Source organism: Ottowia beijingensis, from assembly GCF_042680925.1.
In the GTDB taxonomy this organism is placed as follows: Bacteria; Pseudomonadota; Gammaproteobacteria; order Burkholderiales; family Burkholderiaceae_C; genus Ottowia; species Ottowia beijingensis.
Window position 1 is genome coordinate 526,014 of sequence record NZ_JBHUEP010000005.1, and the last position, 11,685, is coordinate 537,698.

Annotated in this window: 10 protein-coding genes; 6 read left to right on the forward strand and 4 right to left on the reverse strand. The window is 69.8% G+C overall.

All coding sequences use genetic code 11. The features are described from left to right. The first annotated feature begins 60 nt into the window (after nucleotides 1-60). Genes ACFSCU_RS05865 through ACFSCU_RS05885 form a run of 5 tightly spaced genes read left to right on the forward strand, consistent with a single transcriptional unit; the run spans nucleotide 61 to nucleotide 7,483 of the window. Nucleotides 61-1,770, forward strand: coding sequence for an NADH-ubiquinone oxidoreductase-F iron-sulfur binding region domain-containing protein (locus ACFSCU_RS05865; protein WP_377560145.1), 1,710 nt, complete (start codon nucleotides 61-63; stop codon nucleotides 1,768-1,770). Continuing rightward, a complete protein-coding gene (locus ACFSCU_RS05870; protein ID WP_377560146.1) occupies nucleotides 1,767-5,042 on the forward strand; it encodes a molybdopterin-dependent oxidoreductase in 3,276 nt (1,091 codons plus the stop codon). The genes ACFSCU_RS05865 and ACFSCU_RS05870 overlap by 4 nt, the downstream gene beginning before the upstream one ends. Before the next feature lie 22 nt (nucleotides 5,043-5,064). After that, nucleotides 5,065-5,523 (forward strand): DUF2721 domain-containing protein, encoded by a 459-nt coding sequence (locus tag ACFSCU_RS05875; protein WP_180550911.1) that lies wholly within the window; start codon nucleotides 5,065-5,067, stop codon nucleotides 5,521-5,523. Nucleotides 5,524-5,527: 4 nt separating this feature from the next. Next, nucleotides 5,528-6,658, forward strand: a complete 1,131-nt coding sequence (locus ACFSCU_RS05880; RefSeq protein WP_333707706.1) for an FUSC family protein — start codon at nucleotides 5,528-5,530, stop codon at nucleotides 6,656-6,658. A gap of 3 nt (nucleotides 6,659-6,661) precedes the next feature. After that, a complete protein-coding gene (locus ACFSCU_RS05885) occupies nucleotides 6,662-7,483 on the forward strand; it encodes a hypothetical protein (RefSeq protein WP_180550912.1) in 822 nt (273 codons plus the stop codon). Between the two features lie 159 nt (nucleotides 7,484-7,642). Here the strand turns inward: ACFSCU_RS05885 and ubiM are convergent, their stop codons facing one another. From ubiM to ACFSCU_RS05905, 4 genes are all read right to left on the reverse strand, one after another. Beyond that, the gene (ubiM, locus tag ACFSCU_RS05890; RefSeq protein WP_180550913.1) at nucleotides 7,643-8,854 is read right to left on the reverse strand and encodes a 5-demethoxyubiquinol-8 5-hydroxylase UbiM; all 1,212 of its coding nucleotides are present in this window, start codon (nucleotides 8,852-8,854) and stop codon (nucleotides 7,643-7,645) included. Nucleotides 8,855-9,074: 220 nt separating this feature from the next. Further along, the gene (locus ACFSCU_RS05895; protein ID WP_180550914.1) at nucleotides 9,075-9,527 is read right to left on the reverse strand and encodes an acyl-CoA thioesterase; all 453 of its coding nucleotides are present in this window, start codon (nucleotides 9,525-9,527) and stop codon (nucleotides 9,075-9,077) included. Between the two features lie 119 nt (nucleotides 9,528-9,646). Further along, on the reverse strand, nucleotides 9,647-9,886 hold the full coding sequence (locus ACFSCU_RS05900) for a thioredoxin family protein (protein ID WP_180550915.1): 240 nt from the start codon (nucleotides 9,884-9,886) through the stop codon (nucleotides 9,647-9,649). A 34-nt stretch (nucleotides 9,887-9,920) separates the two neighbouring features. Beyond that, nucleotides 9,921-10,922 (reverse strand): permease, encoded by a 1,002-nt coding sequence (locus ACFSCU_RS05905; protein ID WP_377560148.1) that lies wholly within the window; start codon nucleotides 10,920-10,922, stop codon nucleotides 9,921-9,923. Nucleotides 10,923-11,165: 243 nt separating this feature from the next. Here ACFSCU_RS05905 and ACFSCU_RS05910 point away from each other — a divergent pair, with 243 nt between their 5' ends. Next, nucleotides 11,166-11,684 carry a DUF3305 domain-containing protein gene (locus tag ACFSCU_RS05910; RefSeq protein ID WP_180550916.1) on the forward strand — a complete coding sequence of 173 codons (519 nt, stop codon included), beginning with the start codon at nucleotides 11,166-11,168 and terminating at the stop codon, nucleotides 11,682-11,684. The last annotated feature ends 1 nt before the right edge of the window (nucleotide 11,685 follow it).

Sequence of the window (11,685 nt, forward strand, 5' to 3'; positions counted from 1 at the left end):
CTGGCAGTATGCCGAGGTCGCCCGCACCAGTGCGGCGGCGTTTGCACAATAATGCATGTCATGCCCACCGAGACAAGCATCAAAATTCATCCTCGGCGCCCGCGCCACCAGCTGAAGGGGCGCCAGCCGAGCGATGCGGCCCGCGCCGAAGTGCGCGCGTTGATCGGCCCGCCGCCGGCCGAGGGGCACCGGCGCGATCTGCTGATCGAGCACCTGCATGCGCTGAACGACCACTGGCACGGCCTGTTCGAGCGGCACCTGGTGGCGCTGGCGGCCGAGATGCGGCTGTCGATGGCCGAGGTGTATGAGGTGGCGAGCTTCTACCACCACTTCGAGCTGCTGCGCGACGACGCCGCGGCGCCGCGGCTGACGGTGCGAGTGTGCCAGTCGCTCAGCTGCCAGCTGGCGGGGGCCGGGGACTTGCTGGCGCGGCTGCCCGCGCTACTGGGCACGGACGTGCAGGTGGTGCCCGCGCCCTGCATCGGCCGTTGCGAGCAGGCGCCGGCCGCGCTGGTGGGGCAACGCGCGCTGGGCTATGCGACGGCGCAGGACATCGTTTCAATGTCAAGCAAGGCTTCAGCGCCCGCCAGTCAAGCGCAAGCAGCTCCTGAAGTGATAGCTTTCGAGGCCTATCACCAAGGCGGCGGCTACGCGCTGGCGCAGGCCGTGGCGCGCGGCGAGCGCGATGCCGAGGGCGTGATGGCCGCGCTGGAGCACGCCGGCCTGCGCGGCCTGGGCGGCGCGGGCTTTCCGGCCGGGCGCAAGTGGCGCATCGTGCGGGGCTTTGATGCCCCCCGGTTGATGGCGGTCAACATTGACGAAGGCGAGCCGGGCACCTTCAAGGACCGCTTCTATCTGGAGCGCGACCCGCACCGCTTTCTGGAAGGTGTGCTGATCGCCGCGCACGTGGTCGGTTGCGAAGCCGTCTACATCTACCTGCGCGACGAGTACCCCGAATGTCGCGCCATTCTGACGCAGGCGCTTGCCGAGCTGCAAGCCGCGCCGGAGCTGCGCGGGCAGCTCCCGAAAATGGAGCTGCGCCGCGGCGCCGGTGCCTACATCTGCGGCGAAGAGTCGGCCATGATCGAAAGCATCGAAGGCAAGCGCGGCGAGCCGCGCCTGCGCCCGCCCTACATCGCCGAGCGCGGTTTGTTCGGCCGCCCGACGCTGGAGCACAACTTCGAAACGCTGTATTGGGTGCGCGAGATTCTGGAGCGCGGCCCCGAGTGGTTCGCCAGCCAAGGACGCCATGGCCGCAAGGGGCTGCGCAGCTACAGCGTGAGCGGCCGGGTGAAGCAGCCGGGCGTGAAGCTGGCCCCGGCCGGCATCACGCTGCGCGAGCTGGTCGACGAGTACTGCGGCGGCATGGCTGAGGGACACGCGCTGTACGCCTACCTGCCCGGCGGCGCCAGCGGCGGCATCCTGCCCGCGCGCCTGGCCGATGTGCCGCTGGACTTCGACACGCTGCAGCCGCACGGCTGCTTCATCGGCAGCGCGGCGGTGATCGTGCTGAGCCAGCACGACAAGGCGCGTGACGCGGCGCTGAACATGATGCGCTTCTTCGCCGATGAAAGCTGCGGCCAGTGCACGCCCTGCCGCGTCGGCACCGTGAAGGCTGCGCAGCTGATGGAAGCGCCCGTGTGGGACGCGGCCACGCTGAATGACCTGAGCGCCGTGATGGTCGATGCCTCGATCTGCGGCCTGGGCCAGGCGGCGCCCAATCCCATGCTGTGCGTGCAGCGCTACTTTCCGCACGAGGTGGAGCCATGAATGCACCGCTGAAACCCCCAGCGCTGGCCAGCGTGGCGTTCGAACTCGACGGTCGGCCCGTGGAGGCGTTCGAGGGCGAAACCATCCTGAAGGCCGCCGAACGACACGGCGTCGAGATTCCGCGCCTTTGTTATACGGACGGTCTGCGCGCCGACGGCAACTGCCGCGCTTGCGTGGTCGAGATCGAGGGCGAGCGCGTGCTGGCCCCCAGTTGCTGCCGCGCCGTGCAGCCGGGCATGAAGGTGAAGGCCACGAGCGAGCGGGCGCGCAAGTCGCAGAACCTGGTCGTCGAGATGCTGATGGCGGAGATGCCGGAAGCCGGCTTCAAGTGGAACGATGACGAAGCTCCTTCCCCCGCTGGGGGAAGGCCGGGATGGGGGCCATCCACGTTGGACGAGGGCGCGCCGCCGGCCCCCACCCCAACCCTCCCCCAGCGGGGGAGGGGGCACCCTCACCCCAACCCTCTCCCGCGCGCGGGAGAGGGGGCAACAGCCCCAAGCGCGCACATCGCGGCTACCGGCACGGATGCCCCCCTCTCCCGCCAGGCGGGAGAGGGCAAGGGTGAGGGCGCGGCCCCCATCGGCCAGCACGGCGAACTCAGCGCCTGGGCCCATCGCATGGGCATCACGGTACGCCCCGCGCTGCAAGCCCTGAAGCGCGCCCAACCCGCGCCCGACCTCAGCCACCCCGCCATGGCCGTCAACCTCAGCGCCTGCATCCAGTGCACGCGCTGCGTGCGCGCCTGCCGCGAGGCGCAGGTGAACGACGTGATCGGCTACGCGGGGCGCGGCAGCCACGCGCGCATCGTGTTCGACCTGGAGGACCCGATGGGCGCCAGCACCTGCGTGGCCTGCGGCGAATGCGTGCAGACCTGCCCCACGGGCGCGCTGATGCCGAAGGCGCACATCGGCCCGCAGAAGGTGGACCGGCAGGTCGATTCGGTCTGCCCGTTCTGTGGCGTCGGCTGCCAGATCACCTACCACGTGCGCGATGAGCAGATCGTCAGCGTGACTGGCCGCGACGGCCCGGCCAACGAAGGCCGGCTGTGCGTGAAAGGGCGGTTCGGCTTCGATTACGTGGCCAGCCCGGAACGCATCACGAGGCCGCTGATCCGGCGCGCCGACGCACCCAAGAACGTCGAGCATTGCGAGCAGCACCCCGACTGGCGCAGCGTGTTCCGCGAGGCGACTTGGGAAGAAGCCCTCGACCTGGCCGCCGGCAAGCTGGTCGAGTTGAAAGCGCAGCACGGCCCGAAAGCGCTGGCCGGCTTCGGCAGCGCCAAGGGCAGCAACGAAGAGGCCTACCTGTTCCAGAAGCTGGTGCGCACCGGCTTCGGCAGCAACAACGTCGACCACTGCACGCGGCTGTGCCATGCGTCCAGCGTGGCGGCGCTGCTGGAGGGCGTGGGCTCGGGCGCGGTCAGCAACCCGGTGAAGGACGTGGAGCACGCCGAACTGATCCTCATCATCGGCTCCAACCCCACGGCCAACCACCCGGTGGCGGCCACGTGGATGAAGAACGCGGCGCAGCGCGGCGCGAAGATCGTGCTGGCCGACCCGCGCGTGACCGACATCGCGCGCCACGCCTGGCGCGTGCTGCCCTTCAAGCCGGGTGCCGACGTGGCGATGCTGAACGCGCTGCTGCACGTGATCGTCACCGAGGGGCTGTGCGACGAGGCATTCCTGCGCGAGCGCGCCGACAACTTCGAGGCCTTGAAGCAGAACGTGCAGGGCTATTCGCCCGAGGCGATGGCACCGATCTGCGGCATCCCGGCCGCCACGCTGCGCGAAGTGGCGCGCGCCTACGCCACGGCCAGGACGGCGATCATCCTGTGGGGCATGGGCGTGAGCCAGCACGTGCACGGCACCGACAACGTGCGCTGCCTGATCGCCCTGGCCACCTGCACCGGCCAGATCGGCCGCCCCGGCACCGGCCTGCACCCGCTGCGCGGCCAGAACAACGTGCAGGGCGCCAGCGATGCGGGGTTGATCCCCATGATGTACCCCAACTACCAGCACGTGGCCGATGCATCGGCGCGTGAATGGTTCGAAGACTTCTGGGGCCAGCCGCTCGACCCGAATCCGGGCTACACGGTGGTGGAGATCATGCACAAGGCGCTGGCCGACGACAGCGACCCGCACAAAGTGCGCGGCATGTACATCATGGGCGAGAACCCCGCGATGAGCGACCCCGACCTGAACCACGCGCGCCATGCGCTCAGCAGCCTGGAGCACCTGGTGGTGCAGGACATCTTCCTCACCGAAACCGCCTGGCTGGCCGACGTGGTGCTGCCTGCGTCGGCGTGGCCCGAGAAGACCGGCACCGTGAGCAACACGGATCGCATGGTGCAGCTGGGCCAGCAGGCGCTGCAGCCGCCGGGCGAGGCACGCGCTGACCTGTGGATCATCCAGCAGATGGCGCAGCGCCTGGGGCTGGACTGGCGCTATGAAAACGAGACTCCCTCCCGCGCTGGGGGAGAGCCTGCCCCGGACGCGATCCGGGGGCTGGGGTGGGGGCCGGCGGCGGTGAATGTGAATACGCCGCCGGCCCCTCACCCCCACCCTCTCCCCAGAGGGGCGAGGGAGCAAGGACCCACACACGCCGACCGCAGCGCCCAGAAACGCCCTCTCCCGCTGGCGGGAGAGGGCAGGGGTGAGCGTGCGGCCGCCTACCACGGCGTCGCCGCCGTCTACGACGAGATGCGCCGCGCCATGCACGGCGCCATCGCCGGCATCACGTGGGAGCGCCTGCAGCGCGAAAGCAGCGTGACCTACCCGTGCCTCGCCGAAGACGACCCCGGCCAGCCCATCGTCTTCACCGACAGCGTGCCCACGGCCAGCGGACGCATTCAGCTGGTGCCGGCCGACATCATCCCGCCCGACGAGCGGCCCGATGCCGATTACCCCATGGTGCTGATCACCGGCCGCCAGCTGGAGCACTGGCACACCGGCGCCATGACGCGCCGCTCCGAGGTGCTGCACGCCATCGAGCCCGGCCCCACCGTCAGCATGCACGGCGACGACCTGGCGCGCCTGGGCCTGCAGCCCGGCGCCACCGCGCGCGTGCAATCGCGCCGGGGCGAGGTGGCGCTGACGGTGCGCCGCGACGACGGCACGCCGCCCGGCAGCGTGTTCATTCCCTTCGCTTACCGCGAGGCGGCGGCCAACCTGCTGACCAACGCCGCGCTCGACCCGTTCGGCAAGATTCCGGAGTTCAAGTACTGCGCGGTCCGGGTCGAGCGGGTGGGTTCGCCAGCGCTGCCAGCAGCGTGATCGCAGCGGGCAGAATCGCGCCATGGCCCTGCCCGAAATCAACATCACCAACGTCAGCCAGGCCATCCAGCTGGCGCTGACTCCCGTGTTCCTGCTCACGGGCATCGGCGGCCTGCTCAACGTCATGACCGGGCGGCTGGCACGCATCATCGACCGCGGGCGCTACCTGGCCGAGACGCCGCCGCCCACGCTGGCGGGTAGTGCGCGCCTGGAGCGTGAATTCCATGATCTGGAGAAGCGCCGTCGCCTGGCCAGCGGCGCCATCACGGCCTGCACCTTCGCGGCACTGACCACCTGCCTGGTCATCGTGCTGCTGTTTCTGGAGGTGATGGGCTCGCTGCGCATCATGTGGTTGGTCGGGCTGACTTTCATGCTCTCCACGCTGGCGCTGGTCATCAGCCTGGCGCTGTTCCTGCGCGAGGTGCATCTGGCCACGTACACCGTGCGCATCGCGCAGCACAGCGGCCAGACGAGGTTCTGACGCGGTGGACGATCCGGTGCGCGAATTCAAGCGCGGCCCCTGGTGGTCCTGGTCGCGCTTCCAGGCCTTTCTGCGCACCGAGCTGGGGCACCTGACCACCGTGCACGCCAGCGACCGCCCCTGGCAGATGCCACTGGCAGCGGCGCTGGCCTCGGGCCTGCCGCTGATGGTGGGTGCGTGGTTCAACCGGCTGGATTACGGCCTGGCCTCTTCGCTGGGTGGCCTGGTGTTCCTCTACGTGCCGCGCACCGCGCTGCACCACCGCATGGTCACGCTGATGGCCTGCGCCTTCGGCATGTCGGCGTGCTACGCGCTGGGGTTGATGAGCCACTTCTATCCAGCGCTGATGGCGCTGTCGCTGGCCGTCATCACCCTGCTGGCCACCATGGTGTGCCGCTTCTACGCCGTGGGGCCGCCGGGCAGCTTCTTCTTCGTCATGGCGGCGGCCATCGGCGCGCACATGCCGATCCACGTGCCCGACTTTCCGCTCTACGTCGGCCTGTTCACGCTGGGCTGCGTGCTGGCCTGCCTGATCGCGTTCGGCTACAGCCTGTGGATCTTGCGCCTGCGCGAGCCGGCGCCCATCGCGCCCCTGCCCGCGCCCACGTTCGACTTCGTGGTGTTCGACTCGGTCGTCATCGGCGTGTTCGTCGGCGGGTCGGTGCTGGTGGCGCAGGCGCTGGGCCTGCAGCGTGCCTACTGGGTGCCGGTGAGCTGCCTGGCCGTCATTGCCGGTGCCACGCTGCGCGCGGTGTGGGACAAGCAGCTGCAGCGCATCCTGGGCACCGCGCTGGGTCTGCTGCTGGCGTGGGGCTTCATGGCGCTGCCGTTCAACCCGTGGCTGATCGCGGCCATGGTGATGGTGCTGACCTTCATCATCGAAACGCTGGTGGTGCGCCACTACGGCGTGGCGGCGGTGTTCATCACGCCGCTCACGCTGCTGCTGGCCGAGGCGGCGGCGTTCGGCCAGCAGTCGACCATGGCGGTGCTGCAGGCGCGCTTTGTCGACATCGTGCTGGGCAGCGTGATCGGGCTCGTCGGCGGCGCGTGCATCCACAGCCCGCGCTTTCGCGCCGCCGTGTCGCCGTGGCTGCGGCGGCTGGCGCCGCAGCGCCTGCTGCCGCCGCCGCGCTGAGCCATGCAGCTCACCCGCCGCCACACCCAGCGCCTGCGCCAGATGCTCCGCTCGGCCGGCTGGCCGATGCTGGACGTGCTGGAGGCCGAACTGCTGACCGCCGGCCTGCTGCAGCGCGTGCCGGGCAGCGCGGGCGCCGAGACGCTGCGCGTGACCGACGCCGGGCTGGCGGCCATCGCCGCATCGGCCGTCAGCAACCGCGCCGCGCTGTCGGCGCACGAGGCGCTGGTGCAGCGCGTGGCGACCGAGCTGGCGCGCGCCGGGCGCATCGTGTGGCGCGGGCTGGGGCTGCGCGTGCCGCTGCCGCCGGTTGATGGGTCGAATCAGGCTACAGCGCTTGCTGGGCAAGCGCCATTAGCTATCAATAGTGAAGTTTCTGAAGACGATGGAGGCCTTGGCGAGACCATGGTGCCCGGTGCCCCGAAGGCCCGCTGGCTCGTCGCTTGCCCCGACGTGTTCTCGCTGCGCCACACCAGCGTCGAGGCCTACCTGCAACCCACCGTGCACGAGATCAAGGTCAGCCGCGCCGACCTGCTGGGCGACCTGAAGCGGCCCGACAAGCGCGCCGCCTACCTGCAGATGGGCGGCGCCTGCTGGTACGTGCTGGGCCGCGATGCGAAGGGCCGTGCCATCGCCAGCCCCGAGGAAGTGCCGCCCGAGTGCGGCGTCATGCAATGGGAGGCGGATGATCGCCTGGCCGTGTTGCGCCCTGCACCGCGCCGGACGGTCGAGCGGTTGCCATTCCACGTCTGGATGGCGCTGGCGCGCGCCACGCCGCTGCCGCCGCCCGAGGACGAGCAGGGCGATCTGGCCGTCGCGGATTGAGTGGGCACCTGCTTTGTGGGAGCGGGCTTGCCCGCGATGGCAGCGCTTGGACCACAAGATACGCCGCATCGCGGGCAAGCCCGCTCCCACAAGAAATCAGAACGTTATCCGCCCCGAGTCGCCGCCGGACAAGCGCGAGCAGCCATCTAATCAATAGCGTCAAGGCCGCCCCGCCAGCTGCGCCGCGACGGCGCGCTTGAACGGCGTCACGCGCTCGGCCACGCGCAGCACGGCGTCGCGCAGCAGGCGCGCGGGCGGCGCATCGGCCGTGTACAGCGTGGCGACCAGGCGCGTGGCCTCGTACAGCGGCCGCGTGGCCAGGCGGTGTGTGCGCTGGTAGCGCGCCAGTGGCTCGGGCGCGCCGATGTCACGGCCGGCGGCGTGGGCGGCCAGCAGCTCGCGCGACAGCGCTTCCACGCTCAGCAGCCCGAAGTTGAAGCCGTGCGCCGTCACCGGGTGCATGCCCACCGCCGCATCGCCCACGCAGGCAAAGCGCGGCGCCACCAGCCGGTGCGGGTACACGCCCACCAGCGGGTAGGCGTGGCGCGTGCTGGTCAGGCGCATCGCGCCCAGCCGCCCGTCGAAGCGGCGCGTGATCTCGGCGCTGAAGGCGGCCTCGTCCAGCGCCAGCAGCGGCTCGATCTGCTGGTGCGGCAGCGTCAGCACCACCGAGGCGCGGTGCGCGCCGGTGGCCGGGTCGTCGTTCATGGGCAGCAGTGCCAGCGTCTGGCCGTGGCCGAACCATTCCCAAGCCGCGTGGTGGTGCGGCAGCGCGTGCGTGAACTGGCTCACCACCATGCTGCGGCCAAAGTCGTGCATGCCCGCGCCGATGCCCACGGCGCGCCGCGTGGGCGAGAAGCGGCTGTCGGCCGCCACCAGCAGCCGCGCCTGGTGCGTGGCGCCGCTGGCCAGCGTGACCTGCGCCGTGTCGGTGGTCACGTTGACCCGCGCCACGCCGTCGCCGGCGATCAGCGTGATGTCGCCATGCCGCGCCATGCTGTCCTGCACCGCGTCCCACGCGGCGCGGCGGATCAGGTGGTTGGACACCAGCCAGCCCAGTTCGCTGCGCGCCGTCAGGCCGTGGCCGATGGTCATGGCGAAAGGCGACGGACCGTTCATCACCTTGGCATCGCGCAGCGGCGCCAGGGCGGCCGGCTGATGGCCTTCGATGCGCTGCCACAGGCCAAGGCGCCGCAGCGTCTCGGCCGAAGGCTGGGTCAGCGCGATCTCGCGCCCGTCGAAGGCCGGCTCGGCCATGGCTGCCTGCGGTTGCTGCTCCACGATGCCGATGGACAAGCCGTGACCCGACAGCGCCTGCGCCAGGCACAGCCCGGCGGGGCCGGCGCCGCTGATGAGAAGGTCGAAGTGCATGGCCGACGAGGATAGGCGCCGCGGCATCGGCCGGCATTGACCCCAGTCAATCGCGGCCGCGTGTGCTGCGGGCGCGCCCGAGGCCGCTGGCACCGCTGTCCAGCACGGCTGGCTGTTACATACTCCCCTATAGGTGGACCGCAAACGCCCGTCTATAAAGCGATTCAACTGCATACTCCAAACAAGTCAACGGCTGGACAAGGCGACGTCGCCGGTGATGTCAGCCCGCCGCCATGGCCGCATTCGCCATCGCCTGCAGGCGCTCGCGCACCGACGCCGGGAGCGGCGCGACGCGGCGCGTCTGGCGGTCGATGAACACGATGCCGGTCTTGCCCAGCGCCACTTCGCGCCCGCTCTGCAACTCGCGCATGCGGAATTGCAGGTCGAAGCCGTAGCGGTTGAAATCGCTGGCCGCCATCTCGATGCGCAGCGTCTCGCCGTGGTAGCCCTCCGATTTGTACTGCGCCATCAGGTCGCCCACCACCACGGCCGTGCCTTCGATGTGGCCCTCGCGGTAGCCCAGCGCCTGGAAGAAGCGCACGCGCGCCTCCGACACCAGGCTCAGCAGCTGGGCGTTGTCGAGGTGCCCGCCCTGGTTGACGTGGCTGATGTAGATCTGCACATCGGTGTGAAAGTCGTAGCGCGGCAGCGCGGGGTGGATCAGTCGGGGCATGGGCGGCGATTCTGCAGCAGCGGCTTGGCCAGGCCATTGCCTCAGTCGACAGGGCGCTTGCCACCATGGCCGCAAGCCGCCGATGGCGGGAGAGTCTTGAGTGCGATGCGCGCCACGCGTTAATTCCGTGCTCTCAACAACCCCGCAATCTCCTCCGCCGTCAACACCCGCCCGGTGCTCACCACCTGATCATCGAAGGCCAGGCCGGGCGTGGACATGACGCCAGCTTTGGCGATGTCGGCCATGTCGGTGACCTTGACGACTTCGTCGCTGCGGCCGAGATGGGCGACGGCGGCCTGGGCGTTTTCGGCCAGCGCCACGCAGTGCTTGCAGCCAGAGCCGAGGATCTTGATCTGCATGTGAACTCTCCTTGGGTGGGGTGAAAGCCAGCCCTCACACGAACCAGTGCGCGAGGGCGTTGAACAGGTAGCCGATGACGACGATGCCGCTCGTCACCAGCACGAAGAACAGCACCAGCAGCGGCGTACGCACCACCTGCTTGAGCATGATGAGCGAGGGCAGCGACAGCGCCGTCACGGCCATCATGAAGGCCAGCACGGTGCCCAGGCCCACGCCCTTGCCGATCAGCGCCTCGGCAATCGGCAGGGTGCCGAAGATGTCGGCATACATGGGCACGCCCACAGCGGTGGCCAGCGGCACCGACCACCAGTGTTCCTTGCCGAGCAGCGCGGTGATGAAGGGCTGCGGAATCCAGTTGTGGATGGCGGCGCCGATGCCGACGCCGACGAGGATGTAGAGCCACACGCGGTGCACGATGTCGCGCACCTGCTCGCGCGCGAAGCGCAGGCGGTCGGGCAAGGCCAGTGCTTGCTGCGGCACCTCGGCCATCTGGGCCTGGCGCACGAAGTCGGCCACGTGGCGCTCCATGCGCGCGTGGTCGATCACCGTGCCGCCGATCACGGCCAGCACGACGCCGACCACGACATAGGCGATGGCGATGGGCCAGTTGAAGATGCTGGCCAGCAGGATGACCGAGGCCAGGTCGACCAGCGGCGACGAGATGAGGAACGAAAACGTGGTGCCCAGCGGCAGCCCGGCGCTGGTGAAGCCGATGAACAGCGGGATCGACGAGCACGAGCAGAACGGCGTGATGGTGCCCAGCAGCGCCCCGGCCAGCCGCGCACTCACGCCGCTCATGCTGCCCAGGATGCGGCGCGTGCGCTCGGGCGGGAAGTAGCTCTGCACCCACGAGATGCCGAAGATCAGCACCGACAGCAGGATGAAGATCTTGACGACGTCGTAGACGAAGAAATGCACGCTGCCGCCCAGGCGGCTGTTCATGTCCAGCCCCAGGGCCTCGACCCCCCAGCGCACCAGATCGGACAGCCACTGCATGCGCAGCAACTGGTTGTTGAGCCATTCGAAAACGGACATGGGCGCAGCGTGAGTGATTTCACTCGCAGCTTAATGGATGGCGGCGTGTGCGTGAGGGCAGGCGCCGCAAGCTGCCAGTGCCGATGCGCGAGTCGCCCCGGTGCTGGTGGGCTTGCTGCCCCGTCGGCCGCACAAGACGGGCGTACTCGGGATAATCGGGCCGTGAACGCCGCTTCTGATTCTTCGGCAGTCGAACCTGCACCCATTCATGCCGCCCGCCCGACCATCCGTGTATCGGTCCTGATGCAGCGCGTGCCCAACCACGGCGCCGCCGCGCGCTGGCAGCCTTGGCGCTGGGTGCTGGGTGACGTGGTGCCGCAGCAGCCGCAGCACGGCGATGCGCCGCACCAGCTGTACGACAACGACAGCGGGCAATGCTGGATCTTTCCCGGCCACACCGTCAGCCTGTTCAAGGACGATGCCGAGGGCTACTACCTGAACGTGACCACGCCCGCGCCGGGCTGGTTCGTGCTGTGGCGCATGGACGAGACCGCGGAAGGTGGCGAGCCAATACCGCAGCCGCAGGCCGTCAGCCTGAGCTACCACGACGCCGGCCGCTGGCTGGACGCGCAGGAGACGGTGGAGCAAGTGCCCGCGCCGCCCGAGGTGGTGGAGTGGCTGCGCGCCTTCGTCGATGCGCACTACCAGCCCGAACCCAAGCGCCGCCAGCGGCCGCAGAGCTTTCAGCCGCTGACGGACCGCTTCGGCAACCCGGCGCGCGTGTCGACCGAGCAGAAGCGGCGCGGCGGGGGCGGGGCGTGAA

Bases quoted from the DNA above. Each gene is read 5' to 3' on its own strand.
- ACFSCU_RS05865 (WP_377560145.1), top strand. From the start codon at position 61: ATGCCCACCGAGACAAGCATCAAAATTCATCCTCGGCGCCCGCGCCAC.
- ACFSCU_RS05870 (WP_377560146.1), top strand. From the start codon at position 1,767: ATGAATGCACCGCTGAAACCCCCAGCGCTGGCCAGCGTGGCGTTCGAA.
- ACFSCU_RS05875 (WP_180550911.1), top strand. From the start codon at position 5,065: ATGGCCCTGCCCGAAATCAACATCACCAACGTCAGCCAGGCCATCCAG.
- ACFSCU_RS05885 (WP_180550912.1), top strand. From the start codon at position 6,662: ATGCAGCTCACCCGCCGCCACACCCAGCGCCTGCGCCAGATGCTCCGC.
- ubiM (WP_180550913.1), bottom strand. From the start codon at position 8,854: ATGCACTTCGACCTTCTCATCAGCGGCGCCGGCCCCGCCGGGCTGTGC.
- ACFSCU_RS05895 (WP_180550914.1), bottom strand. From the start codon at position 9,527: ATGCCCCGACTGATCCACCCCGCGCTGCCGCGCTACGACTTTCACACC.
- ACFSCU_RS05900 (WP_180550915.1), bottom strand. From the start codon at position 9,886: ATGCAGATCAAGATCCTCGGCTCTGGCTGCAAGCACTGCGTGGCGCTG.
- ACFSCU_RS05905 (WP_377560148.1), bottom strand. From the start codon at position 10,922: ATGTCCGTTTTCGAATGGCTCAACAACCAGTTGCTGCGCATGCAGTGG.
- ACFSCU_RS05910 (WP_180550916.1), top strand. From the start codon at position 11,166: ATGCAGCGCGTGCCCAACCACGGCGCCGCCGCGCGCTGGCAGCCTTGG.